Source organism: Comamonas sp. FG99 (genome assembly GCF_057808605.1).
In genome coordinates, this window is record NZ_JBMDII010000006.1 from 97,075 (window position 1) to 123,764 (window position 26,690).

The 26,690-nt window shown below is 65.6% G+C and carries 26 protein-coding genes; 8 read left to right on the top strand and 18 right to left on the bottom strand.

Going from position 1 to position 26,690, the window contains the following annotated elements:
* Positions 1 to 33: 33 nt before the first annotated feature.
* The 4 genes from kdpC to kdpF are packed head-to-tail and all read right to left on the bottom strand — an operon-like array spanning position 34 to position 4,509.
* Positions 34 to 612 carry a potassium-transporting ATPase subunit KdpC gene (kdpC, locus tag ACODRX_RS06065; protein WP_488870229.1) on the bottom strand — a complete coding sequence of 193 codons (579 nt, stop codon included), beginning with the start codon at positions 610 to 612 and terminating at the stop codon, positions 34 to 36.
* 18 nt (positions 613 to 630) lie between these two features.
* Positions 631 to 2,697, bottom strand: coding sequence for a potassium-transporting ATPase subunit KdpB (gene kdpB / locus ACODRX_RS06070; RefSeq protein ID WP_488870231.1), 2,067 nt, complete (start codon positions 2,695 to 2,697; stop codon positions 631 to 633).
* Between the two features lie 10 nt (positions 2,698 to 2,707).
* A complete protein-coding gene (gene kdpA, locus ACODRX_RS06075; protein WP_488870233.1) occupies positions 2,708 to 4,420 on the bottom strand; it encodes a potassium-transporting ATPase subunit KdpA in 1,713 nt (570 codons plus the stop codon).
* Entirely contained in the window at positions 4,417 to 4,509 is a 93-nt protein-coding gene (gene kdpF, locus ACODRX_RS06080) for a K(+)-transporting ATPase subunit F (RefSeq protein ID WP_488870234.1), read from the bottom strand. Before kdpF ends, kdpA begins: the two co-directional genes overlap by 4 nt.
* 375 nt (positions 4,510 to 4,884) lie before the next feature.
* Between kdpF and ACODRX_RS06085 the strand changes: the two genes are divergently transcribed.
* The 7 genes from ACODRX_RS06085 (at position 4,885) to ACODRX_RS06115 (ending at position 12,346) form a co-directional block, all read left to right on the top strand.
* Positions 4,885 to 7,611: a DUF4118 domain-containing protein gene (locus ACODRX_RS06085; RefSeq protein ID WP_488870235.1), complete on the top strand. Its 2,727-nt coding sequence runs from the start codon at positions 4,885 to 4,887 to the stop codon at positions 7,609 to 7,611.
* Positions 7,608 to 8,315, top strand: coding sequence for a response regulator (locus ACODRX_RS06090; protein WP_488870236.1), 708 nt, complete (start codon positions 7,608 to 7,610; stop codon positions 8,313 to 8,315). Before ACODRX_RS06085 ends, ACODRX_RS06090 begins: the two co-directional genes overlap by 4 nt.
* A gap of 39 nt (positions 8,316 to 8,354) precedes the next feature.
* Positions 8,355 to 8,768 (top strand): hypothetical protein, encoded by a 414-nt coding sequence (locus ACODRX_RS06095; RefSeq protein WP_488870237.1) that lies wholly within the window; start codon positions 8,355 to 8,357, stop codon positions 8,766 to 8,768.
* 102 nt (positions 8,769 to 8,870) lie between these two features.
* The gene (locus ACODRX_RS06100; RefSeq protein WP_488870238.1) at positions 8,871 to 9,203 is read left to right on the top strand and encodes a hypothetical protein; all 333 of its coding nucleotides are present in this window, start codon (positions 8,871 to 8,873) and stop codon (positions 9,201 to 9,203) included.
* Positions 9,200 to 10,552, top strand: coding sequence for a TolC family protein (locus tag ACODRX_RS06105; protein WP_488870239.1), 1,353 nt, complete (start codon positions 9,200 to 9,202; stop codon positions 10,550 to 10,552). The genes ACODRX_RS06100 and ACODRX_RS06105 overlap by 4 nt, the downstream gene beginning before the upstream one ends.
* 14 nt (positions 10,553 to 10,566) lie before the next feature.
* Positions 10,567 to 11,958, top strand: a complete 1,392-nt coding sequence (locus ACODRX_RS06110) for a multicopper oxidase family protein (RefSeq protein WP_488870240.1) — start codon at positions 10,567 to 10,569, stop codon at positions 11,956 to 11,958.
* A 40-nt stretch (positions 11,959 to 11,998) separates the two neighbouring features.
* The gene (locus ACODRX_RS06115) at positions 11,999 to 12,346 is read left to right on the top strand and encodes a copper-binding protein (RefSeq protein ID WP_488870241.1); all 348 of its coding nucleotides are present in this window, start codon (positions 11,999 to 12,001) and stop codon (positions 12,344 to 12,346) included.
* 70 nt (positions 12,347 to 12,416) lie between these two features.
* Here ACODRX_RS06115 and ACODRX_RS06120 read toward each other — a convergent pair whose 3' ends face one another.
* From ACODRX_RS06120 to ACODRX_RS06140, 5 genes are all read right to left on the bottom strand, one after another.
* On the bottom strand, positions 12,417 to 13,001 hold the full coding sequence (locus ACODRX_RS06120; protein WP_488870242.1) for a BPSL1445 family SYLF domain-containing lipoprotein: 585 nt from the start codon (positions 12,999 to 13,001) through the stop codon (positions 12,417 to 12,419).
* A 172-nt stretch (positions 13,002 to 13,173) separates the two neighbouring features.
* The gene (locus ACODRX_RS06125; protein WP_488870243.1) at positions 13,174 to 13,347 is read right to left on the bottom strand and encodes a hypothetical protein; all 174 of its coding nucleotides are present in this window, start codon (positions 13,345 to 13,347) and stop codon (positions 13,174 to 13,176) included.
* Positions 13,348 to 13,384: 37 nt separating this feature from the next.
* Entirely contained in the window at positions 13,385 to 14,017 is a 633-nt protein-coding gene (locus ACODRX_RS06130) for a response regulator (RefSeq protein ID WP_488870244.1), read from the bottom strand.
* Between the two features lie 104 nt (positions 14,018 to 14,121).
* Positions 14,122 to 14,646: a hypothetical protein gene (locus tag ACODRX_RS06135; RefSeq protein ID WP_488870245.1), complete on the bottom strand. Its 525-nt coding sequence runs from the start codon at positions 14,644 to 14,646 to the stop codon at positions 14,122 to 14,124.
* A gap of 107 nt (positions 14,647 to 14,753) precedes the next feature.
* Positions 14,754 to 14,972: a CsbD family protein gene (locus tag ACODRX_RS06140; RefSeq protein WP_488870246.1), complete on the bottom strand. Its 219-nt coding sequence runs from the start codon at positions 14,970 to 14,972 to the stop codon at positions 14,754 to 14,756.
* Positions 14,973 to 15,264: 292 nt separating this feature from the next.
* Between ACODRX_RS06140 and ACODRX_RS06145 the strand changes: the two genes are divergently transcribed.
* Positions 15,265 to 15,642 carry a response regulator gene (locus ACODRX_RS06145; protein WP_488870247.1) on the top strand — a complete coding sequence of 126 codons (378 nt, stop codon included), beginning with the start codon at positions 15,265 to 15,267 and terminating at the stop codon, positions 15,640 to 15,642.
* A gap of 3 nt (positions 15,643 to 15,645) precedes the next feature.
* Here the strand turns inward: ACODRX_RS06145 and ACODRX_RS06150 are convergent, their stop codons facing one another.
* The 9 genes from ACODRX_RS06150 to ACODRX_RS06190 all read right to left on the bottom strand — a co-directional run bounded on the left by ACODRX_RS06150 (position 15,646) and on the right by ACODRX_RS06190 (position 26,688).
* A complete protein-coding gene (locus tag ACODRX_RS06150; protein ID WP_488870248.1) occupies positions 15,646 to 16,776 on the bottom strand; it encodes a hybrid sensor histidine kinase/response regulator in 1,131 nt (376 codons plus the stop codon).
* 88 nt (positions 16,777 to 16,864) lie between these two features.
* Positions 16,865 to 17,704 carry a CheR family methyltransferase gene (locus ACODRX_RS06155; RefSeq protein WP_488870249.1) on the bottom strand — a complete coding sequence of 280 codons (840 nt, stop codon included), beginning with the start codon at positions 17,702 to 17,704 and terminating at the stop codon, positions 16,865 to 16,867.
* A 2-nt stretch (positions 17,705 to 17,706) separates the two neighbouring features.
* A complete protein-coding gene (locus ACODRX_RS06160; RefSeq protein ID WP_488870251.1) occupies positions 17,707 to 21,114 on the bottom strand; it encodes a response regulator in 3,408 nt (1,135 codons plus the stop codon).
* 1,106 nt (positions 21,115 to 22,220) lie between these two features.
* Entirely contained in the window at positions 22,221 to 23,561 is a 1,341-nt protein-coding gene (locus ACODRX_RS06165) for a type II toxin-antitoxin system HipA family toxin (RefSeq protein WP_488870253.1), read from the bottom strand.
* 1 nt (position 23,562) lies between these two features.
* Positions 23,563 to 23,826 (bottom strand): helix-turn-helix domain-containing protein, encoded by a 264-nt coding sequence (locus ACODRX_RS06170; RefSeq protein ID WP_488870330.1) that lies wholly within the window; start codon positions 23,824 to 23,826, stop codon positions 23,563 to 23,565.
* Positions 23,827 to 23,898: 72 nt separating this feature from the next.
* The gene (locus tag ACODRX_RS06175) at positions 23,899 to 24,528 is read right to left on the bottom strand and encodes a hypothetical protein (RefSeq protein WP_488870254.1); all 630 of its coding nucleotides are present in this window, start codon (positions 24,526 to 24,528) and stop codon (positions 23,899 to 23,901) included.
* Between the two features lie 110 nt (positions 24,529 to 24,638).
* Complete coding sequence (locus tag ACODRX_RS06180) at positions 24,639 to 24,992, bottom strand: helix-turn-helix transcriptional regulator (protein WP_488870255.1); 354 nt, start codon at positions 24,990 to 24,992, stop codon at positions 24,639 to 24,641.
* 197 nt (positions 24,993 to 25,189) lie between these two features.
* Positions 25,190 to 25,435 (bottom strand): DUF2274 domain-containing protein, encoded by a 246-nt coding sequence (locus tag ACODRX_RS06185; RefSeq protein ID WP_488870257.1) that lies wholly within the window; start codon positions 25,433 to 25,435, stop codon positions 25,190 to 25,192.
* Positions 25,432 to 26,688 carry a TraB/TrbI/VirB10 family type IV secretion system protein gene (locus tag ACODRX_RS06190; RefSeq protein WP_488870258.1) on the bottom strand — a complete coding sequence of 419 codons (1,257 nt, stop codon included), beginning with the start codon at positions 26,686 to 26,688 and terminating at the stop codon, positions 25,432 to 25,434. Before ACODRX_RS06190 ends, ACODRX_RS06185 begins: the two co-directional genes overlap by 4 nt.
* Positions 26,689 to 26,690 lie beyond the last annotated feature (2 nt).

The following is a 26,690-nucleotide window of genomic DNA, read 5'->3' on the forward strand; positions in this document are numbered from 1 at the left end:
GCGAACAATTCTAAACCAAGAATCCGCAGCCTCTTACAGGGGTGCCACCCGGTCCAGCGCGCGGTTGAGCGCCAACACACTCACTCTTTCCTCACCAAGAAATCCCAACAGCGGCGCTTCGGTGCAGCGCTCTATCAGGGCTTCGACCGCCTGCGGCGCCATCTGCCGCGCCCGGGCCACGCGCGCCGCCTGGTAGCGGGCCGCGGCCGGGCTGATGTGCGGATCGAGGCCGCTGGCCGATGCGGTGACCAGATCCACCGGTACCGGCAGCGGGTTGCCCGGATCGGCCGCCCGCAGCGCCGCGATGCGCATCTGCACCGCCGCTTGCAGCGCCGGGTTCAGCGGCCCGAGGTTCGAGCCGCCCGAGCTGGCGCCGTCGTAGGGCCCGGGGCTGGTGGCCGACGGGCGCGGCCAGAAATACTGTGGCGCGCTGAAGCCCTGGCCGATCAGCTCGGAGCCGACGGCCTGGCCGCCGTCCATGACCAGGCTGCCATGGGCCTGGTGGGCAAACAGGGCCTGGGCCAGCCCGGTGGCGACCGCGGGATAGAGCCCGCCGGTGACCAGGGTCAGCATCAGCAACAGGCTGATGGCGGGGCGAACAAGCGTTTTCATGGTGGCTCCTTGTCGGGTCTAGAGCAGGCCCATGGCGCTGATGAGCATGTCGATCAGCTTGATGCCCACGAAAGGCACCAGCACGCCGCCCAGGCCGTAGAGCAGCAGGTTGCGGCGCAGCAGCGTGGCCGCGCCCAGCGCGCGGTAGCCCACGCCCTTGAGCGCCAGCGGGATCAGGAAGACGATGATCAGCGCGTTGAAGATCACCGCCGACAGGATGGCCGATGCCGGGCTGGCCAGGTGCATGAGGTTCAGCGCCGACAGCTGCGGCAAGCTGCCCACGAAGGCCGCCGGGATGATGGCGAAGTACTTGGCCACATCGTTGGCGATGCTGAAGGTGGTGAGCGCGCCGCGGGTCATCAGCATCTGCTTGCCGGTCTCGACCACCTCGATCAGCTTGGTGGGGTTGCTGTCCAGGTCCACCATGTTGCTGGCCTCCTTGGCGGCCTGGGTGCCCGAGTTCATGGCCACGGCCACGTCGGCCTGGGCCAGCGCGGGCGCGTCGTTGGTGCCGTCGCCGGTCATCGCCACCAGGCGCCCCTCGGACTGGTACTGGCGGATCAGCGCCAGCTTTTGCTCGGGCGTGGCCTCGGCGAGGAAGTCGTCCACGCCGGCCTCGGCCGCGATCGCGGCGGCGGTGAGCCGGTTGTCGCCGGTGATCATCACCGTCTTGATGCCCATGCGGCGCAGCTCGGCGAAGCGCTCCTTGATGCCGCCCTTGACGATGTCCTTGAGCTCGACCACGCCGAGCACGCGCGCATTGTCGGCCACCACCAGCGGCGTGCTGCCGCGGCGGGCCACCTCCTGCACCAGCGCCTCGACCGCCGGCGGCATGCGCCCGCCCATGGCCAGCACCTGCCTGGCGATGGCGTCGGCCGAGCCCTTGCGCACCTGCCGGCCGGGCAGGTCCACGCCGCTCATGCGGGTCTGGGCCGAGAAGTGCACGAAGGCCGCACCCAGGGCCTGCAGGTCGCGGCCGCGCAGCTCGAACTGCTGCTTGGCCAGCACCACGATGCTGCGGCCCTCGGGCGTCTCGTCGGCCAGCGAGGCCAGCTGCGCGGCGTCGGCCAACTCGCGCTTGGGCACACCGGGCGCGGGCAGGAATTCGGCCGCCTGGCGGTTGCCCAGCGTGATGGTGCCGGTCTTGTCCATCAGCAGCACATCCACATCGCCCGCGGCCTCCACCGCGCGGCCCGAGGTGGCGATCACATTGGCCTGCATCATGCGGCTCATGCCGGCGACGCCGATGGCCGACAGCAAGCCGGCGATGGTGGTGGGTATCAGGCACACCAGCAGCGCCACCAGCACGGTCACGCCCACCGGCTGGCCGCCGCCGGCGACCTCCACCGCGAACACCGAATACGGCAGCAGCGTGGCCGTGACCACCAGGAAGACGATGGTCAGCGCCACCAGCAGGATGGTGAGCGCGATCTCGTTGGGCGTCTTCTGGCGCTGGGCGCCCTCGACCATGGCGATCATGCGGTCGACGAAGGTCTCGCCCGGGTTGACCGAGACCTCCACCACGATCCAGTCCGACAGCACGCGGGTGCCGCCGGTCACCGCCGAGAAATCGCCGCCCGACTCGCGCACCACCGGTGCCGATTCGCCGGTGATGGCGCTCTCGTCGACCGAGGCCACGCCGTCGATGACCACGCCGTCGGCGGGCACCACGTCACCGGCCTGCACCAGCACCACATCGCCCTTGGCCAGCTCGCCCGACTCGGTGGGGTACCAGGCGGCGTCGTGCCGGCGCGCTTCGAGCTTCTTGGCCCAGGTCTGTCTTTTCAGGCCGCGCAGCGACGCCGCCTGCGCCTTGCTGCGCCCTTCGGCCAGGGCCTCGGCGAAATTCGCGAACAGCACGGTGAACCACAGCCACAGCGCGATCGCCAGGATGAAGCCCGGCGCCGCCTCGCCCTGGCCGGCCCAGGCCTGCACGAACAGCACGCTGGTGAGCATGCTGCCGACATAGACCACGAACATCACCGGATTGCGCCACTGCACGCGCGGATCCAGTTTCTTGAAGGCTTCCACCAGCGCGGGCCGGATCAGGGCCGGCTCCAGCAGACGAAAAGAGGGACGAGCCATGGCGATTGCCTCACTTCCACGGCATCAGCTGCTCGGCCACGGGGCCGAGCGCCAAGGCCGGTACATAGTTGAGCAGGCCCACCAGCAGCACGGTGCCGATGAGCAGCAGGACGAACAGCGCGCCATGCGTGGGCATGGTGCCCTCGGTGGCGGCGATGCGGCGCTTGGCCGCCAGCGAGCCGGCCAGGGCCAGCACCGGCACGATCACGCCAAAGCGCCCGAACCACATGGCCACCGCCAGCAGCAGGTTGTAGAAGGGCGTGTTGGCCGACAGGCCGGCGAAGGCGCTGCCGTTGTTGTTGGCCGCGCTGGTGAGCGCGTAGAGGATTTCGGAGAAGCCGTGCAGGCCCGGATTGCCGATGCCCGCGCGCCCCGCCGCGCTCATCACCGCCAGCGCCGTGCCGGCCAGCACCAGCAGCGGCGTGACCAGGATGGCGATGGACGCCATCTTCATGTCGCCGGCCTCGATCTTCTTGCCCAGGTACTCGGGCGTGCGGCCTATCATCAGCCCGGCGATGAACACCGCCAGCACCGCGAACACCAGCATGCCGTACAGGCCGCTGCCCACGCCGCCGAACACCACCTCGCCCAGCTGCATGTTGATAAGCTCCACCATGCCGCCCAGCGGCGTGAACGAGTCGAGCATCGCGTTGACCGCGCCGCAGGAGGCGGCGGTGGTCACCGCGGCGAACAGCGCCGAGCCGGCGATGCCGAAGCGCAGCTCCTTGCCCTCCATGTTGCCGCCCGCCTGCGCGGCCGGCCCGCCGTGCGCCAGCTGGTCCACGCCCAGCGCGCTCCACAGCGGGTTGCCCTGCTGCTCGAAGGCCATCACCGCCACCGCCCCGGCGATGAACAGCACGAACATCGCGGCCAGCACGCTCCAGCCCTGGCGCGCATCGCCCACCATGCGGCCGAAGGCAAGGCACAGCGCGGCCGGGATCAGGAAGATGGCCAGCATCTGCGCCAGGTTGGTGAGCGCCGTGGGGTTCTCGAAGGGATGGGCCGAGTTGGCGTTGAAAAAGCCGCCGCCGTTGGTGCCCAGCATCTTGATCGCCTCCTGCGATGCCACCGGCCCCATGGCCAGGGCCTGGGTGTGACCCTCCAGCGTATGCAGCTGCCGGTAGGCATCGAAGTTCTGCACCACGCCCTGCTGCACCAGCAGCAGCGCGAGCAGCAGCGCCAGCGGCAGCAGGATCCACAGCGTCGCCCGCGTCAGGTCCACCCAGGCATTGCCTATGCCCTGGGCCGCATGGCGCGCGAAGCCGCGGATCAGCGCCACCGCCACCGCGATGCCGGTGGCGGCCGACAGGAAGTTCTGCACCGACAGGCCCAGCATCTGCGTGAGGTAGCTCATGCTCGTCTCGCCGCCATAGCCCTGCCAGTTGGTGTTGGTGGCGAAGCTGATCGCGGTGTTGAAGGCCGAGTCGGGCGCGACGCCCGCCATGCCCTGCGGGTTCAGCGGCAGCCAGGCCTGCAGCCGCTGCAGCGCATACACGGCGAGCGCGCCCAGCGCATTGAACAGCAAGAGCGCCAGCGCATACTGCAGCCAGCCCATCTCGACGTCGGCGCGGATGCCGCAGACGCGGTACAGCGGCGCCTCCACCCGGCCCGCCAGGCGCAGCCGCCCCTGCATCACCGCGCAGATATACCGGCCCAGCGGATAGGCCAGCAGCAGCAAGGCCGCGCAGAACACGGCCAGCAAGGTCCAGCCATCGCGGGTCATGAGAATCGCTCCGGATGGAGCAGCGCCGCGACCAGGTACGCCAGCAGGCCGATCGCCACCGCCGCGCACAGCACATACAGCCAGTTCATTGCTTTGCTCCCAATAGCGCGCATCCCCGGGCCATGGCCACCAGCAGCAGCCAGAAGGCCAGGCCCAGCGCGATGTAGACGAAGTCCATGGTTCACTCCTTGTCATCGCATGCGCACTGCACCGGGTGTTTCAAAAAAGATAGCTTTCAGCACTTACTCCATAACGTTTTCAAATATAAAAACATCTGAAAACACCATATGGCAAGCGTAAGCAGCTATCTTTTTATTGCTTCCCACGGCAGCTGCATGCACCCCTCCATGCTAGGAAGGCGGATATCAAGATAGGGCCAAGCTTTGGCCGCCCGGCATCAAGAAAACATCAAGGCGCGGGCAATCTTGATAACTTCTTGATGCCCGCAACCGGATACTTGCGCCATGGCCATCGACCCCGTCCGCCCCGATCCCGACCAGCTGCTGCACCAGGTGCAGGCCGACGAGCTGCGCGCGCGCCGGGGGGCGCTGAAGATCTTCTTCGGCGCCTGCGCCGGCGTGGGCAAGACCTGCGCCATGCTGTCGGCCGCGCAGGCCGCCGCGGCCCAGGGCATGCCGGTGCGGATCGGCCTGCTGGAGACGCATGGCCGCCACGAGACCGAGGCGGCCGCGGCCGGCCTGCCCCGGCTGGCGCGCCAATCGCTGGCCTACCGCGGCAAGCAGCTGGCCGAGTTCGATCTCGATGCCGCGCTGGCCTATGGCAGCGAGCATGCCAATGCCTTGATCCTGGTGGACGAGCTGGCCCACAGCAACGCGCCGGGCTCGCGCCACCCCAAGCGCTGGCAGGACGTGGAGGAACTGCTGGCCGCCGGCATCGACGTGTGGACCACGATGAACGTGCAGCACCTCGAAAGCCTCAACGACATCGTCAGCGGCATCACCGGCATCCAGGTGCGGGAGACGGTGCCCGACCGGCTATTCGACGAAGCGCACGAGGTGGTGGTGGTCGACCTGCCGCCCGACGAGCTGCTGCAGCGCCTGCTGGCCGGCAAGATCTACCTGCCCGAGCAGGCGCGGCGCGCCGCGCGCAGCTTCTTTCGCAAGGGCAACCTGCTGGCGCTGCGCGAGCTGGCGCTGCGGCGCACCGCCGACCGGGTGGACAGCGAGGTGCTGGCCTACCGCAAGCGCGCCGCGGTGCAGCCGGTATGGCCCAACCGCGAGGCCCTGCTCGCCTGCATCGGCCCCGGCGCCGGCATGGACAAGGTGGCCCGCAGCTGCGCCCGCCTGGCCAGCCAGCTGGGCCTGCAGTGGCATGCCGTGCATGTGGAGACCCCGGCGCTGGCGCGGCGCTCGCCCGCCGCCCGCCAGGCCACCTACCAGGTGCTGCAGCTGGCCGAGCGGCTGGGCGCCACCGCGGCCACGCTGGCGGCGCCCGACGCGGCCGCGGCGCTGGAGCGCTATGCGCGCGAGCACAACCTGTCGCGCCTGGTGCTGGGCCACCCGGCGCGGCGCCTGCCCTGGCGCGCGCCGCTGGCCGGGCGGCTGATGCAGCTGGCCCAGGATCTCGACATCCTGCAGGTATCCCTGCCCCCGCCGGCGCGGCATGCGCACCCCGCGCAGCCGGCCACGCCGGGGGCCGCGAGCCGCAGCGCGACCGCCTGGCCCGGCTATGCGGCCGCGGTAGCCGCCTGCGTGGCCACCGCCTTGCTGGCGACGCCGCTGGTGGCCACGCTGGAGCTGTCGAACATCGTGATGCTGTTTCTGCTCACCGTGGTGGGCGTGGGCCTGAAGTTCGGCCGCGGGCCGGCGGTGCTGGCGGCCTTTCTGGGGGTCGGGCTGTTCGATTATTTCTTCGTGCCGCCGCGCTTTTCCTTCGCGGTCAGCGACGTGCAGTACCTGGTGACCTTCGCGGTCATGCTGCTGGTGGCGCTGGCCGTGGGCCAGCTCACCGCCGGCCTGAAGGTGCAGGCCGAGGCCGCCACGCAGCGCGAGCACCGCATGCGCGGGCTCTACGGCATGTCGCGCGAGCTGGCCTCGGCCCTGCTGCCCGAGCAGGTGGCCGAGCTGGGGCAGCGCTTCATCGGCGCAGAATTTCGCATGCCGTCCACGCTGCTGCTGGCCGACGACGACGGCCGGCTGCACGCGATCGCCGGCGGCACCGCGGCCATGGCCCCGGACACCGTGCAGGGCATCGCCCATTGGTCCTTCGACAAGGGCCAGCCCGCGGGCATGGGCACCGACACGCTGCCCGCCAGCCGCTGCCTGGTGCTGCCGCTCAAGGCCGTCATGCGCACCCGCGGCGTGCTCGTGATCGAGCCCGCCAGCCGCCTCACCCTCAGCCCCGAGCAGCGCCAGCTGCTGGAGACCTGCGCCTCGCTGCTGGCGATTTCGCTGGAGCGCATCCACTACATCCAGGTGGCGCAATCCAGCCTGGTGCAGATCGAATCGGAGCGGCTGCGCAACTCGCTGCTGTCGGCCATCTCGCACGACCTGCGCACGCCGCTGGCCGCGCTGGTGGGCATGGCCGATGCGCTGGAGCTGCCGCCCAGCACGCCCAGCGAGGCGCAGCGGCAGATTGCGCAATCCATCCGCCAATCGGCGCTGCGCATGAGCGAGCTGCTCACCAACTTGCTGGACATGGCCCGGCTGGAGGCCGGCGCGGTGCAGCTCAACCGCCAGTGGCAGCCGCTGGAAGAAGCCATCGGCAGCGCGCTGGCGGCCTGCGGCGAGGCGCTGGCGCGGCACCCGGTGCGGGTCGAGCTTGCGCCCGAGCTGCCACTGCTGCACCTCGACAGCGTGCTGTTCGAGCGCGTGCTGGTCAACCTGCTGGAGAACGCCGCCAAATACACGCCTGCCGGCACCCCCATCACCATCGCCGCGCACGCCCACAGCCAGGCGGTGCTGCTGACGCTGGACGACCAGGGCCCGGGCCTGCCGCCAGGCAGGGAGCAGGCCATCTTCGACAAATTCGAGCGCGGCAGCAAGGAAAGCGCCACCCCCGGCGTCGGGCTGGGCCTGGCAATCTGCCGCGCCATCGTGCAGGCGCATGGCGGCACCATCGCCGCGGCCCAGCGCGAAGGCGGCGGCGCAAGCTTTACCATCGCGATCCCCATCGGCCAGCCGCCGGCCGACGACGGCAGCGAGGCGGCCCTGCCAGGAGCAAACCCATGAGCGAGCTACGCGCCAAGATACTCGTGGTGGAAGACGACGCCGGCATCCGCCGCTTCATCCGCCTGACGCTGGAGTCCGAAGGCCACGAGGTCTTCGAGGTGGACAGCGCCGCGCGCGCGCACATCGAAGCCGGCACCCGGCGGCCCGACGCCATCGTGCTCGACCTGGGCCTGCCCGACGGCGACGGCGTGGACCTGATCCGCGAGCTGCGCGGCTGGTCGCAGGTGCCCATCGTGGTGCTGTCGGCGCGCACCCGCGAGGCCGACAAGATCGAGGCGCTCGACGCCGGCGCCGACGACTACCTGGTCAAGCCCTTCGGCTCGGGCGAGCTGCTGGCGCGCATGCGCTCGCAGTTCCGGCGCCACCTGCAGCAAACGCCCGCGGGCCGCAGCGAGATCGCATTCGGCGACATCACGGTCAACCTCATCGCCCGCACCGTGGCGCGCGGCGCCGAGCCCATCCACCTGACCCCCATCGAGTACAAGCTGCTCACCCACCTGGTGCGCGAGCCCGACCGCGTCATCACCCACCTGCAGCTGCTCAAGGCCGTCTGGGGCCCGGGCCACGAAGCCGACCTGCACTACGTGCGCGTGCACATGGCCAACCTGCGCAAGAAGATCGAGCGCGATCCGTCCAAGCCGCTGTACCTCACCACCGAGTCGGGCATAGGCTACCGCTTCCGCTGCCCGCCGCCGGGGGCTTGACCTTCCCACCGTGGCAAGCTTTATGATGCGCGCCTGACTATGGCAAGAGTTCTGCGTATTTGGCTGCTGGTACTGCTGGCCGCCCTGCTCCCCGTGCGGGGCGCGGTGGCGGCGGCCATGCTGTGCCCGCCCGCCGGGGCCGGCACCAGCCATGTGCAGGCAGCGGGCAGCCACGGCGGCCACCATGCGCAGCACGCCGGCCAGGCGCATGCCATGCATGCCGATGCCGGGCCGGCACATGGCCACGAGCACGGGCACGATCATGGGCACGGCGCCAGCCATGGGCAGCAATGCAATTTCTGCGCCGGCTTCTGCTCGCTCACGCCCATGCCCGCGGCCTGCGCCACACTGGCCGGCGCAGCGCAGCCGGCCTCGGCCGCCTTCCCGGAGCTGGCGGCCAAGGCGCCCAGCTTCCTGCGCGGCGGCCAGGACAGGCCCCCCCGAACCATCTGACCCCGCCAGGGCCTGCAGCTGCCGGCCCCAGGGGCTTGTGCGCCCGGCGCACAAGCGGCACACAGGCCTACTAGCGCCTGGCATTCCAGATGTGTTGCATCCATGAAGAACCGTTTTTCCACGGGTATGGCCGCCGCCGTGGCCGCCATACCGTTGCTGGCCCATGCCCAGCCAGCTGAACCCGCCTACCAGTCGGCCTTTGCCGGCTACCACGCCTACCGGGAGCCACAGCCCGGCGCCTGGCGCGCGCTGAACGACGCCATGGGCGCCGCGGCGCTCAAGCCGCCCGCGCATGCGGGCCATGGCATGCCAGCCGCGCAAAAAGCCACATCAGCCCCCGCCGCCCCAGCCGTGCCCGCTGCAGCGGCGCCCGCCGGCCCGGCACACCACCATCCCGGCATGCATCCTGCGCCGGCGCCCGGAGGCCAGCCATGATGCGCGCCACCGCAAGCGCGCTCGCGGTACTGGCCCTGGCCGGCTGCGCCAGCTTCTCCGGCGACGGCGGCTTCGGCAGCGTCGAGCAACTCAGCCGCGAGCGCATCGGCCAGGCGCCGTCCTACCAGCGCAGCGCCGAGCAGGCGGACTCCGCCCGGGCACGGGTCGCCGAGCTGCTGCTGCAGCCGCTCAGCGCCGAGCGCGCGGTCGAGATCGCGCTGCTGAACAACCCCGGGCTGCAGGCCAGCTATGCCGGACTGGGCATTGCCGAGGCCGACCTGGTGCGCGCCGGCCGCCTGGCCAACCCCGCGTTCAGCTTCGGGCGGCTGAGCGGCAATGGCGTGGTCGAGATCGACCGCGCGGTGGTCTTCAACCTGCTGGGCCTGCTCACCATGCCGCTGGCCCGGCAGCTCGAGCAGCGCCGCTTCGAGCAGGCGCAGCTGCAGGCCGCCTACGACACCGTGGGCCTGGCCGCGCAGGCGCGCAAGGCCTTCTACGAGGCCGTGGCCGCGCAGCAATTGCAGCACTACCAGGACCAGGTCAAGCAGGCGGCCGACGCCTCGAACGAGCTGGCCCGGCGCATGGTCGCGGCCGGCAACTTCAACCGCCTGGCGCAAATGCGCGAGCAGGCCTTCTACGCCGATGCCACCGCCAACCTGGCCCGGGCCCGGCACCAGGCCATGGCCGCGCGCGAGCAACTGACCCGGGTGCTGGGGCTGGCCGAGCCAGGCTTCGTCCTGCCCGAGCGGCTGCCCGAGCTGCCCCAGGCGCCGCTTGCGCCGCGCGGTGCCGAGCAGACGGCCATGGAGCAGCGCCTCGATGTGCTGCTGGCCCGGCGCTCGGCCGAGGCCACGGCCCACTCGCTCGGCCTGAGCAAGGCCACCCGCTTCGTCAACGTGCTGGAGCTGGGCTACCAGAACAAGAGCGAGAGCGGCGAAAAGCGCAGCAACGGCTACGAGATCTCGCTGGAGCTGCCGCTGTTCGACTTTGGCTCCACGCAGCTGGCCCGCGCCGAGGCCAGCTACCTGCAGGCCGTGCAGCGCACCGCCGCCGTCGCGGTGCAGGCGCGCTCCGAAGTGCGCGAAACCTATTCCGCCTACCGCACCGCCTACGACCTGGCGCGCCACTACCGCGACGAGGTGGTGCCGCTGCGCAAGCGCATCTCCGACGAAAACCTGCTGCGCTACAACGGCATGCTGGTCAGCGTCTTCGAGCTGCTGGCCGATGCCCGCGACCAGGTGGCCAGCGTGGTCGGCGCGGTGCAGGCGCAGCGCGACTTCTGGCTTGCCGACAGCGAGCTGCAGACCGCGCTCACCGGGCGCTCGCCCGGCGCTCCTGCCAGCCCTTGAGAAAGACATCCCCCATGACCCACCGCAGAAACTTCTTCAAGGCCGCCGGCGCCACGCTGCTCGGCGCCGCGGCCGTCAGCAAGGCAGGCGCCGCGCTGCTGCCCGAGGCCGCCAGCCAGACCTCGGCCGCCACCTTGCCGCCGCCCACACCGCCCAACGGCCGCCCCTTCCAGCCCATGGTCACGCTCAACGGCTGGTCGCTGCCCTGGCGCATGAAGGACGGCGTCAAGGAATTCCACCTGGTGGCCGAGCCCGTGGTGCGTGAGATCGCCCCCGGCATGAAGGCCAACCTCTGGGGCTACAACGGCTCCAGCCCCGGCCCGACCATCGAGGCGGTCGAAGGCGATCGGGTGCGCATCTTCGTGACCAACAAACTGCCCGAGGTCACCTCGGTGCACTGGCACGGCATCCTGCTGCCCAGCGGCATGGACGGCGTGATCGGCCTCACCCAGCCGCCGATCGCGGTCGGCAAGACCTTCGTCTACGAGTTCGTGCTGCAGCGCGCCGGCACCTTCATGTACCACCCGCACGCCGACGAAATGGTGCAGATGGCCATGGGCATGATGGGCCTGTTCATCGTGCACCCCCGCGATCCGCGCCAGCTCAGGGTGGACCGCGACTTCGGCTTCATCCTCAACGCCTACGACATCGAGCCCGGCAGCGCCACGCCCAAGGTCAGCACCATGCTGGACTTCAACCTCTGGACCTGGAACAGCCGGGCCTTTCCGGGCATAGATCCGATCGTGGCCCGCAGCGGCGACCGGGTGCGCATCCGCGTCGGCAACCTGACGATGACCAACCACCCGATCCACATGCACGGGCCGCACTTCGAGGTCACCGGCACCGATGGCGGCTGGGTACCCCAATCGGCGCGCTGGCCCGAGGTGACGACCGACATCGCGGTCGGCCAGATGCGCGCCATCGAGTTCGATGCGCTGGCCGGCGACTGGGCCATCCACTGCCACAAAAGCCACCACACCATGAACGCCATGGGCCATGAGCTGCCCACGATGATCGGGGTGGATCACCGCGATGTGGCCAGGAAGATCACCAGCCTGGTGCCGGACTACATGGTGATGGGCGAGCGCGGCATGCACGACATGGCCGAGATGGAAATGCCCATCCCCGACAACACCTTGCCGATGATGACCGGCACCGGCCCCTTCGGCCCCATAGGCATGGGCGGCATGTTCAGCGTGGTCAAGGTGCGCGACCAGCAGCCTCGCGGCGACTACCGCGACCCGGGCTGGTACCGGCATCCGGCCGGCACCGTGGCCGCGGAATACACCGCCGGCGGCGCGCCAGACCTGCCCGCCGCCTCGCGGGCACCCGCCGCATCCCCCGCACCGGCGGCGAACGCCGCCACCCTGCAGGTGCGCAAGCCCAGTGGCCACGCCGGCCATTGAAGACTGCACGCATGCAAGCCAACACAGAAAGGAAACCGCCATGCAATTCGCTCTCATCCTGACCGCCATCGTGCTGGCCGCCGCCGCACCGGCATATGCCCAGCCCCACGCGGATCATGCCGCGCATGCCGGCCCGGCCGCGGCCGCCGAAGCGACCGCCACTGCCACCAGCGTCGACGGCGAAGTGCGCAAGATCGACCGGGAGCAAGGCAAGCTCACGCTCAGGCACGGCGCGATCGAGCATCTCGGCATGCCCGCCATGACCATGGTCTTCAAGGCCGCCTCGCCCCAGATGCTGGACAGCATCAAGCCCGGCGACAAGGTGAGGTTCAGCGCGGACAAGATCGATGGCGCCCTGGTGGTGACCGCCATCGAAGCCGTGAAATAGGCCGGCGCCCCATGCGCCGAAAGGGGCCTGTGCATTGCACAGGCCCCTTGGGCTCAGATCCGGAGCGCGCTTATTTCGTCACGCGCGTGATCTTGGAGCCACCCAGGGCCACGCCGGCTTCGAGGCCCGCGTTCGTCAGCACATAGCTGGAGACCGGTGCATCGTAGGAGGTCGAGTCGATGTTGCCGTTGGCACCGATCTTGCCAGCGGCCACGGTGGCATCGGCCCCCACGGCCCAGCCATCGCTCTTGAGGAACTTGTCCAGCGCCTCCTGGGTGTTGAAGACATAGATGACCGCCTTGGACTGGCCGCCGGCCTGCCAGCCGATCGAAGCCGCCGTGGTCGTATATTCGCCACGCACATGGCCGCCAACCAACAGCTCGCCACGGCCGTGCTCCACGCCGACCACGAAGCTGCCGCCGATGACCGACGGGAACACCAGCACACCCTTGGCGCGCTGCACCATCTCCCGGGAGCCGGGAGCCGTCTGGTACAGGCGATCCAGCGTGCTGGCCACGCGGGTGCGCAGCGTGGTGCTGTCGGCGCGCTGCGCCGAGGTGGTCTCGGGCTTGGTGGTCGTGCAGGCGACCATGGACATGGCGCCGGCTGCCACGGCAGCGGCGATCACGATGGAATGCATGGATACCTTGCGCATATGGAGTCCTTTCTTTGGATAAATGGTCAAAGTCCGGCTCCATGGTATTAACTATTTGATGCAGTAGACCATGGCAAATCAAAAATCAGGATGCAGCTGACATGCCGCCAAGAAACATCCTACAAGGGATCCCCGGCCAGGTGCCGGCGCACGCATAGCTTGATGTGCTGTACTAGGCCCCTGCCTTGCAGCACGCGCCCTGCAGCATGCTATGGTCGTCGTTGAAGGCGGCGCTGCCCTGCGGCTCGAACACCACCGTGCGTCCATCGGCGCCTACCGCGACGGCAGGGATATCTATGGCCGCGCCAGTGGCCATCGCGATGGCCAGGGTCGTGCCTTTTCTCAACGAGCACCTGCGAGCAGCATTTGCGCCCGGCAGGCCGTCAATCGATCAGGCCATGCTTCAAGGCATAGTAGGTCAGGTCGCTGTTGGAGTTGAGCGCCAGCTTTTCCATCAGCCGGGTGCGGTAGGTGCTCACCGTCTTGACGCTCAGCGACAACTGCTCGGCGATACTGCCCGCGGTCTCGCCCTTGGCGAGCTTCAGGAAAACCTGGAATTCGCGCTCCGACAGATGTCCGTGCGGCGGCGCATCGCCCTTGCGCTGGAGCTGCTGGGCCAGCAGCTCGGCCACCGCAGGCGTGAGGTAGCGCTTGCCCAGCGATATGGTGCGGATGGCCTCCACGATTTGCTGTGGATCGCATCCCTTGTTCAAATAGCCGCTGACGCCCTGGCGGATCAGGTTGATCGCATAGTGTTCCTCGGGATAGCTGCTCAGGATCAAAATCCCCATGTCGGGTGCCTTGGCCCGCAGCATCGCCAGCACGTCGATGCCGCTTTGCCCGGGCATCGATACATCCATGACCAGCACGTCGATCTCTTCAGCGCGCACCAGGTCGATGGCCTGGCGGCCGTCTTCTGCCTCGCCGACCACACGGATGTCCACATGGTCGCCAAGAAATTGCCTCAGGCCCGAGCGCACGATGGCATGGTCGTCCACGAGTCCCACCTTGATCATAGATATCCTTGGTTGCGCAGCCGCGCTGCACTGGCTTTTCTTCCGGTTGCAGCCCATCCGAAAAAAGAAGGCCCAAGGCCTTCTTTGCGGATAGCTGCCGACTGTTACTGGCCAAACTTGCGCTTGGCTTCGGCAACGCAGGCATCCTTGGCATCGCCGGACAAGGCGTCGCAGCGCTCCTTGGCCGCCTTGTAGTCTGCCTCGCGCGTCTTCTCGCTGGCTTCCTTGCGGGCCTCGGCAACGTCCGAGGGTTTGGCCGCGGCATCATGGCGCACCTCGGAAACCTTGGCGGATTCCAGTGCCTTCACATGCGCAGCCTTGGCATCCTTGCGGCAGACGTCCTTGGCATTGCCGGCGGCGTCGTCGCATTTTTCCTTGGCAACCGCATAGTCCGCATCCGCACGGGCCTTGGCCACCTGGTAGCGGTTGCTTTCGCTGGCATCGGCCTTGTATTTCAGTTCGGCTTCGCCGACCTTTTTCCGGCCTTCGGCCTGCTCCTTGCAGATATCCTTGGCATTGCCCTTCAGCGGTTTGCATTGATCCTTGGCAGCCTTGTATTCAGCGCTGATGCGGTCTTTTTCGACCTTTTGTTCCGCAGGCGTCAGTGCAAATGCGGACGAGGCAAACATGGCTGCAGTGCATACCATCAACAGGCGGGGTTTCAGAGTCATCATTGGGTGATCCTTTCTGTACTATTATTTTCAGTGCGTGCATTGAATGCAGTGCCACGGGTTAATCAATCGTCGAAGCGAAAATCAGGATTGCGCTTTTGCCAGTCGGTCAACTGCTTTTCCGCATCCTCCTTGGCAATACCTTCCCGCTCCTGAATTTTTCCCAGCAGCTGATCGCGCTTTCCCGCAATGACATCTATATCATCATCAGTGAGTTTACCCCACTGCTCACGAACTTTACCCTTGAACTGCTTCCAGTTGCCTGCGATTCGATCTTCGTTCATATAGCCTCCAGCATATTAATCCAACAGCAATAGTGGAACATCTTTCAAAAGATGGCCAATCTCAATGACTGGAGCTTCAGCTTAAATAATTCTCGAAAATATTTTTGTCAGCAGCAGCACGGATTGACAGTCAGCAATAGCCTACAACACAAGATTTCCAAAAATTCTTGCCCGCCTCTTCCTTTTATTGCACATGACCAATAGCTTGCGTCCTACAGAAAATAATTCATCAATTGACGAACATTTACCCATGGCCACTGCACACAGATAGATCAAGACAATTAAAAAAGAAATGAAGATAGTTTATATTGAAGATAATGCAGAACTGCGCGCCAGCATCGGCGCGCTGATGGAAGGTGAAGGGCGCACGGTGACATGCTGCGCCACCGCAGAGGAAGCGCTGGCGTTGGATGCCCAGACGAGGTTCGACCTGGTGGTCACCGATGTCAGCCTGCCCGGGCTGTCGGGAACGGATCTGGCGCGAGAGCTATTGAAAGATGCGCCGGAGCGCTGGATCGTCTTGTGTACCGGCTACGATCTGGGGCCTTATCCGGCCCAGTGGGGGCCTCATGTACAGGTGCTGCGCAAACCCTTCGATATCGAGGATCTCGAAGGCTTGCTCGATGCCATTCAATCGGGTTGGACAGCCGGGCAGCCGCCACAGGCATAGAAGCTACAACAGCGCTTGGCGAGTATCGATACTGGCGTGGCGCGCCAGCGTGATCTCAAAAACCGTCATCCCGCTGCGCGACTGCACCTGGATTTCGCCACCGTGCGCCAGCACGATCTGCTGGGTGATATACAGCCCCAGCCCGAGCCCCTCGGCTTGCCCAGGCCTGCGCTCCCCACCCCGGAATGGCTTGAAGAGCACCGGCAAAAGATCATCCGGGATACTGCCGCGATTGGAGATGGTCAGCACGACTTTCCCAGCGTCCGAGCCATCCAGCGCCACCGATATGGCGTCCGCTGGATCACCATGCTGCAGCGCATTGCCCAAAAGATTGCTGAGCACCTGCGCCAGCCGCTCGCCATCCCAGGTTCCGTGCGGATCACCTTGCAGCTGGTACTGAATGGCCCGCCCGGGCGCGCAGCTGCGGATGTCTTCGACGGCGCGTTCACACAAGTCGCCGAGATCGCACGCAGTGGGTGACAGCCGCAATCCGCCCGCCTGGCGGATCCGCGTGACATCCAGCAGGTCTTCGACCATGCGCCCCATGCGCTGGCTGCTGCTCAGCAGGCGTTCGGCAAATTCCGGGATCTGGTGCAGATCCGTCTGGCGCTTGAGCAGCGTGGCGGTCATCTTGATGACCTGCAGCGGCGTGCGCAGATCGTGGCTGAGCACCGCCATGAACATCTCGTTGATGCGCAATGCCTCGGTGCGCGCCTCCAGCTGCTGGGCCAGCTCCTGCTTGCGGCGGTGCAGCTCGAAAAATATATTGACCTTTGTGGTCAGCATGTGCGGATCGATGGGTTTGTAGAGAAAATCCACCGCACCGCTTTCATACCCCTTGAATTGCCAATGCTGCTCGTGGGAGCCAGCAGTCATGAAAATGAGAGGTATATGCCGGGTCCGCTCGGTGCCCCTGATCAGCTCTGCAAGTTCGAAACCATTCATTTCAGGCATCTGCACATCCAGCAGAGCCAGGGCCACATCGCCATGCTGCAATAGCAACTCCAGCGCCTCGACCGCCGAGTGGGCCTTAAGGAATATGACTCCATCAGCCTGCAGCAAAGCCTCCAGCGCTATCAGGTTCTGCGGAATATCATCCACGATCAGGCATTTTATGCCAGCATTCACATTCATAAAACAGAGCCGCAAAAAATGAGATGACCGCAAACTTCGCCATGGGCACTGCATGCGGGTTGGTCGTACGTAATCAATTTCTCAGAAATCACATTCTTGATTTCTTTCTATATATTCTTTCCTTGTAAGCAACATCCTCGAAAAGGTCGGAATGCTTGGAAAATCGCAGCGACTCCTTGGCACCCAGGCCCAGAAAGCCTCGGTGGCATAGCGACTGGCAAAACAGCTCCAGAACGCGATTTTGCAATTCGGCATCGAAATAGATCATCACATTGCGGCAGGAAACCAGGTGCACTTCCGCAAAAACACTGTCGGTTGCCAGGCTGTGGTCGGCAAAGACCACATTGCGGCGCAGCTCCTTGTCAAACACCACATGGCCATAGCGCGCGGTGTAGTAGTCGGAAAGCGACTTCGCCCCCCCTGCCCGAAGGTAGTGCCCCGAGAACTCACCCATGCGGTCGATATCGAAAATGCCTTGCTCCGCCGTGCGCAGCGCCTGGGGGTTGATATCGGTCGCATAGATCAGGCTGCGCTCCAGCAGGCCTTCTTCCTGCAGCAGGATGGCCATCGAGTACACCTCTTCGCCAGTGCTGCAGCCAGCCACCCAGATCTTCAGCGAAGGATAGGTGCGCAGCAGCGGAATGACCTCGGTGCGCAATGCCAGAAAGTACTCAGGGTCGCGGAACATCTCGCTGACCTGGATGGTCAGGTAGCCCAGCAACACCGAGAAAGCCGCTGGGTCGTGCAGAATCCGGTCCTGCAATTGGGAGATGGTTCGGCAGTCGAATGACACCAGGGCCGCCTGCAGGCTGCGTTTGATCGATGCCTGCGCATATCCCCGGAAATCATAGTGGTAGCGGTGGTAGATGCCATCGAGCAGCAGGCGCTGCTCGATTTCCGCAACCTGGGCTTTTTTGCGGTGCGGCATGGCTATTTGGGCATCCACACCCGCACCAGGGACAGCAGCTTTTCCACATCCAGCGGCTTGGCGATATAGTCGTTCGCGCCAGCGGCCAGGCATCTCTCCTGGTCATCCTTCATCGCCTTGGCAGTCAGCGCAATGATGGGCAGGCGCCTCCATTGCGGCTGGCTCCTGATTTCGCGCATCGCCGCATACCCATCCATTTCGGGCATCATGATGTCCATCAGTATCAGGTCGATCGCCGCATTGGCACGGCCCAGCGCTTCGAGCGCTTCGCGGCCGTTGCGGGCGATCTCCACCGCGATGCCGGTGGGCTCCAGAATGCTGGAGAGCGCAAAGACATTGCGCACATCGTCCTCCACCACGAGCACGGTCCGCCCTTCAAGCGCCGCATCGCGGCTGCGCGCCTGCTGCAGCATCTGCCGGTGCTCGGGCGAGAGCCGGGACTCGACCTGGTGCAGGAAGAGCGTGACTTCGTCGAGCAGCCGCTCGGGCGAGCGGGCATCCTTGATGATGATGGAGTGGGAGAAGCGCCGCAGGCGCATTTCCTCGTCGCGCGACAGCGCACGGCCGGTATAGACGATGACCGGCGGGAACGAGACCCCGTCCTGCTCGGACATGAGCTGCAGCAGCTCGAAGCCATTCATGTCCGGCAGGCTCAGGTCCATGATCATGCAGTCGTAGGTGCCCTGCCCCAGTTGCTCCAGGGCCGCAGCGGCGGTGCCGGCGCAGACCACCTCCACTTCACCGCTGCTCAGCAGGCTGTGCACGCTGTCTCGCTGGCGCTCGTCGTCCTCCACCACCAGTACGCGGTGCATGTTCTGGGTGAACTTGGCCTCCAGCCGCTGCAGGGCCTGGGCCAGCGCTTCGCGCTCGATCGGCTTGAGGGCATAACCCACGGCACCGCGCCCCATGGCCTCTTGGGCGTAGTCGGCCACCGACACGATGTGCACCGGAATATGCCGAGTCGCAGGGTTGCGCTTGAGCTGGTCCAGCACGCCCAGCCCCGAAAAATCGGGCAAGTTGACGTCAAGCACGATGGCCTTGGGCAGGCAATGTGCGGCCGCTGCGAGCCCATCGGCCGCATTGCGCGCCACCTGGCAGCTGAAGCCCATCTCCTGCGCCAGCTCCAGCAGGATATCGGCGAACCGTTCATCATCCTCGATGACGAGAATGTGCCGCTCATGGCTGCCGGGCACGGCCACAGGCACTGTGGCGGCAACGGTGCTTGCCTGCGCGGCCAGCGGCGCGCGCATGGCGGCCGGCACGGCAGCCGCAGGCAGCACTTGCTTTTGCATGGCTTGTGCCGTTTGCGCCAGCGGCATGGTGAAGGTGAAAACGCTGCCTTGCCCCGGCGTGCTTTGCACCGCAATCTCGCCGCCCAAAAGCTGGGCCAGGTCGCGCGCGATCGCCAGCCCCAGCCCGGTGCCGCCGTACTTGCGGTGCGTGCTGCCATCCGCCTGGCGAAAGGCCTCGAAGATCAGCTGCTGCTGGTGCTCGGGGATGCCGATGCCCGTATCCCGCACCGCAAAGGCCAGGGTATCGGGTGCAGGGCTCGACACCTGCAGATCCACGCGGCCATGGTCCGTGAACTTGATCGCGTTCGACAGCAGGTTCTTCAGGATCTGCCCCAGCCGCAATCCATCGGTCTGCATGATCGCCGGCACCCCCGGGTCGATGCGCGATGACAGCTCCACGCCCTTGTGCTGTGCCTGCAGGCGCAGGGGCTCGACCAGCGCCTGCACCGCCGCGGCCACATTCACCGACTCCACCGTGACCGTGGCTTGGCCCGCCTCGATCTTGGACAGGTCGAGAATATCGTTGATGAGGGCCAGCAGGTCCGAGCCCGCCGCATGTATGGTCTGCGCGTACTTGATCTGCTCGGCCGTGAGGTTGCCCACCTTGTTGTCCGACAGCAGCTTGGCCAGGATCAGGGTGGAGTTGAGTGGCGTGCGCAGCTCGTGGCTCATATTGGCCAGGAACTCGCTCTTGTAGCGGCTGGCCATCTCCAGTTCCCGCGCCTTGTCGGTCAATGCGTCCTGCGCGCACAGCAGCTGCTCGCGCTGGTGCTCCAGCCTGTGCGTCTGCTCCTCCAGGTGGGCATTGGTCTGCTCCAGCTCCCGCTGCTGCTGCTCCATCAGCGTCTGCGAACGCTGCAAGGCCTGGCTTTGCTGCTCCAGCTCCTCATTGCTGACCCGCATCTCCTCCTGCTGCACCAGCAGCTCCTCGGACTGCCGCCGGGTTTCCTCCAGCAGGCTCTCCAGCCGCGAGCGGTCGATCGCCGAGCGTATGGCCACCGCCAGCATGCCGGACGCGCCCTGGAGCAGCTCGGCCTCCGACTCCGTCGTGGGGCGCAGAAAGCCAAGCTCGATCACCGCATACACCTTGCCGTTTTCGACGGCTGGCGCAATCAGCAGTTCAGCCGGCTGAGACTGCCCCGTGCTGGATTGGATCCTCAGGTGCTCTTCGCCCAGGCCGTCCACCTTGAGCAGCTGGCCCGAGCTTGCCACCTGCCCCGCCATCCCCTGCCCCGCGCGAAAGCGGGCATCGGCCATCTCCTTGGGCATGGCAAAGCTGCCAAACAAGCGGTAGCTTGCGTCGACATCGTCCAAGGCATAGCCCACGCCGACCCTCGCCCCCAGATAGTGTGCAAGGTACTCCAGCGCGCGCTTGCCGATTTCCTCCAGTCGGTGCCCGCCCTGCAGGCACTGCCCCAGGCCCGACAGGCCCTGCGCAACCCAGCTCTGGCGCGCCTTGCGCCGATACTCGCGCGCCGTCAGCGCCGCGGATGACAACACCAGCGCCAGCAACACCAGGGAGCCGATCCAGGAATAGTGGGTGGATGTGCTGGAGGCCTCTTCCCAGGTGCGCCGGCGCTGCTCCAGCTCGCGGCTCTGCAGGCGGTACAGGCTGGCCACCAGATCGCTGAGCCGGTCCATCACGCTCTTGCCCTTGTCGGTGCGGACCACCGCCATCGCCTCATCCATCTTGCCCGCCTGCCGCAAGGCAATGGTGTCTTCCAGCTCACTCAGCTTCTGGTGCGACAAGGCATCAATTTCCCCCACCAACTGCCGGCGAGTGGAGTCGTTGGCGTTGCTGGCCGCCAGACCCTGCAATTGGGTCTCCAGCACATTGATGGCACGCCGGTAAGGAGCCAGGTAGGAGACATCACCGGTGAGCAGGAAGCCGCGCTGCCCGGTTTCCGCATCCTTGAGCGATACGGTGAATTCGTTCAGCTGCCGCATGGCATTGGTCATATTGTCCATGCTGGCCACGGCCTGTGTGCGTACGCTTGACGAACGGACATTGACGATGGCAATCACCAGCGTGGCTATGGCGGCGGCAACAAATCCCAGCAGCATCGGCAGCGGAATGGCAAAACGGCTGCGTATCTGGGCAGACAAGCGGGAAGGCATCGGAAAGACTGCGGAGTGTGAAAATTTCAGGCAATGTGCTTATGCCGCTTAGCATTGCCCAGCGCCTCCCAGCATAACTGATTGCGGTAGAAATCCAGCGGCAGAAACTCGCCGCGCTGCGACTCTGGCGACTCTCGCAGAAGGCCAATCGCGAAGAACCTGGCAGCGCTTTGTCGTGGCCGTGGATAAAAACCGTGCCCAGCTCGGGCATGAGGACGTGGAGATGGTTTTCCGGACCTATGGCAAGTTCATCCGTGAGGACTATCAGCCGCCCAAGCCGCAATTGCGCATCGTGGAATCCCGGAAATCGGTGTGATTCCGGTGTGAAATCGGTGTGAATCTCAGGGCAACAACAGGCAATGCGAAGACGAAAAAATAACGCCACACAACGTATTTTCATTGTGTGGCGTTGCCTTGAGCTGGCGGGAATTGAATGAATGTTTTCAGGCCTTATAAAGCCTAGATTGTTTCACTTCAATTTTGCCGATTGTTCCCCCGTTTGTTCCCCCGCATTGCTATCATTTTTGATATCAATGGGTTATGCGCCAAACTTCCCAACCTGGATGAACACCTGGGAGATTGAAGTGGCCCCGGGGAGCCAAGTCAGGAAATGGGGGAAATTTGGCCCTGTTCTGCTTGCCCTTCAGGCTCAGACCCAGCCAAGTTTCCACGCATTTGCTGAAGCCAAAGGGGATAGTTCTCGCAGGGGTCAGCCCCCACGCCAACGTCCATCATCCAGAGGCTCAGCAACCGCCGCAAGCCCCCTTGGGACGCTAGCAATCTTCTCTGGGACACGCTCCCGAAATAGCATCTTTTGCCATTTTCAAAACCAAATCTAATCAGGCTAGGCCGTGCGAAGAACTGCGCAGTGCGCTGCCATGCATTACCCGCACGAGCCACCAGTTGCGAGTCTCTGCTGAATCCACGCGAGGATGGCAGCTTCGGACCAGGAAGAGGCGCGAGCCCTATTTTTACCGAGCGCGGGAACATGCCCTCACGCACACGCTCATGACGTTGCGGCACATTGACACTTTGTCGACCTTATCGTCGATCACGATGCACTTAGCGCGCGCGGACTCGCCTTGGAAAGATCGATTCTTCTCCTCTTACGGAGCCATTCCACCGAGTGTTCTGGCCGCCTGCTCAAGTCCACCCAGGATGACGTCGAGGACACGCGGTGAGAAGTCGTTGGGCAGTTCGGCTTGCACTTCGGCAATGGCCGCTGGAGTCCTGGCAAGGATTTCTGCGATGAGCGGCTCGGCGGTCGATGCGTAGCCGACCCTCTGCGCCGTGCTGTTGAAGTGCCTGCGCTGGATGCCTTGCATCTCGTAATGCCGATTCTTGCCGAGCAAGGCCATCGCCAACTTGATGTCATACGGCGACCACTGGTTGGGACCGCTGCCCAACACGGGATAGACCGACATCACGTCATACAGCGGGGTCAACTGGAAACGCCCGCGCGGCAGAAGCTGGATGCTGAAATTCTTGGCATGGCCATCAGGCGCTCGCAGCAGCCAGAACAACACCTGCGCCGCCATCAACGTCTTCATGTCGGCCTCGGCATTCACCGATTGCCTCAGCGTGCCGAACAGGGCCTTGAGCCCTGGGCCGCCCTCGTTCTCGTACTTGCGCAACGGCGAGCAGCCCTCGACCTGGCAAAAGTCTTCCTGTGGCAGACGCATGAGCCACTGCCCATTGGGTGCGACGCGCCGGTCGAAGCGCTCCACCACCAGCACGCGCTGCCCGCCAAAGGTCGCGATGCGGGCATCGGCCACCGGCAAGCCGTAGGCTTTCAACAACCGCAGGCACAGCCATTCGTTGTCGACGGACGTGCTGAAGTCCGCCCGCCGCCCACCCATCAGGCCCAGCGGGAGCTTGAAGATGTGGCTCGTCGGCGTGGCGCCACGCGGGGCAAGCCATTGCCCGCCCCACCACAGGAAGGCAGTCTTCTCTTGAGCGCCAGCCAGGGAGATGCGAAAGTCCGCATCCGGATCCCGACCCGCGGCGAAGGCCTGCGGCGAAACGGTTTCGATCAAATGCCGCTCGATATCCTCCTCGGACAGGGGAACGCCCGCGATGCGATCGAAGTCAGTGGGCACCTCGTCCTCATCCAGGATCTGGACGGCGCCCACGCAATCGCGCCCGATAGCCTTCAGCAAATCGAACGGTTCGGTCGAGCCCGTCCGGAATCGCTCGGCCACCCGGCGCCGGATCGCGTCACTGTCCGGAAGCAGGTTGTCGAAGTAGTTGGCAACCTTCTCGCCCTTGACCGGCAGATTCTGGAGGTTGAACGGCAGCGACAACGACAGCGGCCGCCCCATATCGGAAGCAAGCCAATCCGCGTCGTATTGCAGTTCCATCTCTCCGCGAGCGGGAATCGTCCATCGGCCGACGCGCACACCGTTGGTCCAGATGGACAGGCTGCGGCTGTGTGATCGACGTCCCATGTCACCAATCCGTGGTCGGAGTCGTCGACACCGCGGCGCTATTCCGGGTCCCGACGGCCAGTTCCAGGCCCAGCGCGGCGCACCATGCAAGGAGTTGCTCCACGCTCAACTCATGGGCGTTGAGTTCCAAATGCGAGACCCGCGACTGGCTCAAGCCGATGCGAGCAGCCAGCGCCGACTGGGTCAGCCCTAGGGCCTTGCGTGAGGCCTGCAGCATCGCCCCCAACTGGCCGGCCGTGACCAGAGGATGTGACGTCGACGGCATAACAGATACCTGAGATTCAGATAAACGAAATATATCCGTCATTCAGCTATACGTCAAATATCTGAAATTCAACTAATTCAGGTCATGGTTGCGCCCGATCTTGACCTCCATACCGACGGGCGGCTCGATGCGGATGCCGCCAAAGCGGTCGGCAGCGTTTCGCAGACGAACAGGGGCGAAACTCGACAGCTTGCCGCGCGCCTGGATCAGCACCTCCTCGCGATCCTCAGCGAGTTCATCCAGGTTGTTCAGCAGATCAACGTACAGGAATTCAGGGGCGAGCTTCTTTGGAAACCGCGGCTTCACCCGGAAATCAAACTGGCGATTCCCCAGTTTGAAGACGCCGTGGCGCTTGTGGTTGTAGACCAAGGTGCGGTTGTAGAACTGCGTGGTGCCCAGGCCCACGGCGTTATATGCCGATGGCGAAAACACCAGGAAGTCCTTGTCTCGCAGAAACCCTCCCACCACCTGGTCATCGGCAGGCGGCAGCGGCCCAAAGCTGGACTGCCTGGGCGCGTAGTACAGCCCTTGCGCCAATTTCTTCAGTCGGCCACTGGCCACCAGTTCGCGCAGATGCCGATCGACCGCCGTGGACATCCGAGCAAGATCTTCGCGCCGGTACACGCGACCAGGCTGAAGCTCTCCAGCGAGGTGGGCAGCGCCCCCTCGCAGGGCTTCATCGGAAGAGTGAATGTGGGCCATGATTGCCTGATTTTTTATTGAAGTTTCATGCATTTCACCGTCCACCACCCAATCCCTTCATGACGTCACCGGAATCCCTCGTCAACGACAGGAGGCCCCGCGCGCAGGCACTACCCATGCATGCTGCCCGCCGCCAGACGTTGCTGAATCCATGCCTGGACAGCGGCCTCCGACCAGGAGGCCGCACGTGGCCCGACCTTGATCGAGCGCGGAAAAAGTCCATCCCGCATCTGCTGGTAGATCACGGAGCGCCCCAGGCCGGTCAGCCGCTGCACCTCGGGCAACCGCAGCAGCCGGTCATGTTGAACCGCTGCAAGCCCTGGCTGCTGGACTGAGCTATGCCCCAACAGGTCGAGCGCTTCCTGCAGCAGATGCACCGCACGCACGGCCCGGTCACTGTCCAAGCCGCCATCCGCCTGTGCAGGCTGAAACACCTTCTGATCGTCCGAAATCCTGGCGCGCATGGGCATCTCCTCGCTGCAAACGCGACGGCATCCATTGCCATCGCTCACAGTCCATAGCGTGCCGGGAACGGCCATTGCTGCCAACCTGACACAGCAAAGCGGAGCGTGTTCATGCGGACTTGAAGACCTGCAAACCGAGGAACGCGCAGCCCAGGCTGCGCGTTCGAGGGTGACTCGCGAGGACAAGCCCATTGCCGTCATCCGGGCTTCAGGACAGAAGCCTTGGACTTATCGCCCCGCCTGAATCCCCGGTCCCCGGCCATGAAGGCTTCCAGCATGTACGGGATCAGCGCCGCCGCATCGACCGCCTCGCCGTAGGTCTGCGCATGGAGCGCGGCGTACCGGTCGAGGTCTGCACGCAGGCTGGTCGGGCAGGTGAAGGTCAATTTCGTGCTCGCATGGGAAGGCAACGGGCCCAGGCGGAGTTTTTTCGCCGTGCTCATCGCATGCCTCCACGCTGATAGAACAAGGGTTGGTAAGGACGCATCACAAGGTCGCGGCTGGCGATGATCCGCACAGGCAAGCCCGGCCGCGCCGTCAGCGTCGGCTGCACATTCATGTTGCGCCGGGTCAGCTCCTGGCCCACATGGTTGATGCTGTCCTGCGCACTATCACGACCGGCGATCACGATGCGGTTGCCGTTCTGACGGTTCTCCGGCGCGGCCAGCTCGGCGCCCACACCCAGCAGCGTGGTCAGCGCCGCGCCGGCGACGATGCGGCCCCAATGCCTGTCCACGTCATCCTCCAAGCCGGCATAGCCCGCAGGGTCGGTGCCCACCAGGTTGTCGAGCGTCAGCGAAGACGTATCCGGCAGGATGATGCGGTTCCACACCATCTGTACCCTGCTCTGCCCGAAGCTCACCTGGCTGTTGTAGCGCCCGAGGACGCGCGAGCCCTGCGGAATCAGCAGGAATTTGCCAGTGGCCGTGTCGTAGACCGGCTCCGTCACTATGGCGATCACATCGCCCGGCAGGTCAGACTTGATGCCCGTAACGAGTGCCGCCGCGATCACCGTTCCCGCCATGACCTGATACGGCGACACCGGCATCTGGAGGCTGCCGGAATTACGGGTTTCCGCGGAACCGCCTTTCAGGAACGCCTCTTTCTGACCCTGCCCGTTCTGCACCACGGCGGGGTCGGTCGGTTGGGCCGCCGTTGAGGCAGGCCCGGCCGCCATGGGGTCGAAGCCCGCCATGGCGGATGCCGGGCCAGCGGCAGCGACTTGGACGGGCGCAGCGCCCCCGGCCTTGCCCTGTTGGCCCGAGCGGAAGAACACCGACGAAGCCGCCGCCGCTTCGGCTTCCTTGCGCAGGGCATCGTTGGGGTCATGACCCGGCGGCGTGTAGGTGGGCTGCTGCGCAGCCACGATGGCCGGGCCGAGGTCGCCCGGTAGCGGCGGCCCCAGCTCGGGCACCTTCGGCAGCTTGGAGTAATCCGAAGGCAGGCCATCCAGCCCTTCGGACTTCGACACCCGATCAACGTTGTATAGCTCCGTCAAACCACCACCGCGCCGGTGCGGCTGCAAGGCCCAGATGGTGGCCCCGAGCACGGCGACCGACAGGCCGCCGGTGAGGATGGCCAACGTACGGCGGTTCAGGCGCGTGACCGCGCGCGGCTGGGCGCGCAGCGCCACCGCCTCGGGCGCCACCTTGGCCGCCGAAGGCGCGGCAAGGTCGGGAGAATGGTCTTCCTGCATGG

Excerpts from the sequence above, each read along its gene's own strand:
- ACODRX_RS06090 (WP_488870236.1), top strand. The coding sequence starts at position 7,608 with ATGAGCGAGCTACGCGCCAAGATACTCGTGGTGGAAGACGACGCCGGC.
- ACODRX_RS06165 (WP_488870253.1), bottom strand. The coding sequence starts at position 23,561 with ATGGGACGTCGATCACACAGCCGCAGCCTGTCCATCTGGACCAACGGT.
- ACODRX_RS06185 (WP_488870257.1), bottom strand. The coding sequence starts at position 25,435 with ATGAGCACGGCGAAAAAACTCCGCCTGGGCCCGTTGCCTTCCCATGCG.
- ACODRX_RS06160 (WP_488870251.1), bottom strand. The coding sequence starts at position 21,114 with ATGCCTTCCCGCTTGTCTGCCCAGATACGCAGCCGTTTTGCCATTCCG.
- kdpC (WP_488870229.1), bottom strand. The coding sequence starts at position 612 with ATGAAAACGCTTGTTCGCCCCGCCATCAGCCTGTTGCTGATGCTGACC.
- ACODRX_RS06130 (WP_488870244.1), bottom strand. The coding sequence starts at position 14,017 with ATGATCAAGGTGGGACTCGTGGACGACCATGCCATCGTGCGCTCGGGC.
- ACODRX_RS06120 (WP_488870242.1), bottom strand. The coding sequence starts at position 13,001 with ATGCGCAAGGTATCCATGCATTCCATCGTGATCGCCGCTGCCGTGGCA.
- kdpA (WP_488870233.1), bottom strand. The coding sequence starts at position 4,420 with ATGACCCGCGATGGCTGGACCTTGCTGGCCGTGTTCTGCGCGGCCTTG.
- ACODRX_RS06180 (WP_488870255.1), bottom strand. The coding sequence starts at position 24,992 with ATGCGCGCCAGGATTTCGGACGATCAGAAGGTGTTTCAGCCTGCACAG.
- ACODRX_RS06085 (WP_488870235.1), top strand. The coding sequence starts at position 4,885 with ATGGCCATCGACCCCGTCCGCCCCGATCCCGACCAGCTGCTGCACCAG.
- kdpF (WP_488870234.1), bottom strand. The coding sequence starts at position 4,509 with ATGAACTGGCTGTATGTGCTGTGCGCGGCGGTGGCGATCGGCCTGCTG.
- ACODRX_RS06135 (WP_488870245.1), bottom strand. The coding sequence starts at position 14,646 with ATGTTTGCCTCGTCCGCATTTGCACTGACGCCTGCGGAACAAAAGGTC.
- ACODRX_RS06100 (WP_488870238.1), top strand. The coding sequence starts at position 8,871 with ATGAAGAACCGTTTTTCCACGGGTATGGCCGCCGCCGTGGCCGCCATA.
- kdpB (WP_488870231.1), bottom strand. The coding sequence starts at position 2,697 with ATGGCTCGTCCCTCTTTTCGTCTGCTGGAGCCGGCCCTGATCCGGCCC.
- ACODRX_RS06115 (WP_488870241.1), top strand. The coding sequence starts at position 11,999 with ATGCAATTCGCTCTCATCCTGACCGCCATCGTGCTGGCCGCCGCCGCA.
- ACODRX_RS06150 (WP_488870248.1), bottom strand. The coding sequence starts at position 16,776 with ATGAATGTGAATGCTGGCATAAAATGCCTGATCGTGGATGATATTCCG.
- ACODRX_RS06110 (WP_488870240.1), top strand. The coding sequence starts at position 10,567 with ATGACCCACCGCAGAAACTTCTTCAAGGCCGCCGGCGCCACGCTGCTC.
- ACODRX_RS06170 (WP_488870330.1), bottom strand. The coding sequence starts at position 23,826 with ATGCCGTCGACGTCACATCCTCTGGTCACGGCCGGCCAGTTGGGGGCG.
- ACODRX_RS06155 (WP_488870249.1), bottom strand. The coding sequence starts at position 17,704 with ATGCCGCACCGCAAAAAAGCCCAGGTTGCGGAAATCGAGCAGCGCCTG.
- ACODRX_RS06095 (WP_488870237.1), top strand. The coding sequence starts at position 8,355 with ATGGCAAGAGTTCTGCGTATTTGGCTGCTGGTACTGCTGGCCGCCCTG.
- ACODRX_RS06105 (WP_488870239.1), top strand. The coding sequence starts at position 9,200 with ATGATGCGCGCCACCGCAAGCGCGCTCGCGGTACTGGCCCTGGCCGGC.
- ACODRX_RS06190 (WP_488870258.1), bottom strand. The coding sequence starts at position 26,688 with ATGCAGGAAGACCATTCTCCCGACCTTGCCGCGCCTTCGGCGGCCAAG.
- ACODRX_RS06175 (WP_488870254.1), bottom strand. The coding sequence starts at position 24,528 with ATGGCCCACATTCACTCTTCCGATGAAGCCCTGCGAGGGGGCGCTGCC.
- ACODRX_RS06145 (WP_488870247.1), top strand. The coding sequence starts at position 15,265 with ATGAAGATAGTTTATATTGAAGATAATGCAGAACTGCGCGCCAGCATC.
- ACODRX_RS06140 (WP_488870246.1), bottom strand. The coding sequence starts at position 14,972 with ATGAACGAAGATCGAATCGCAGGCAACTGGAAGCAGTTCAAGGGTAAA.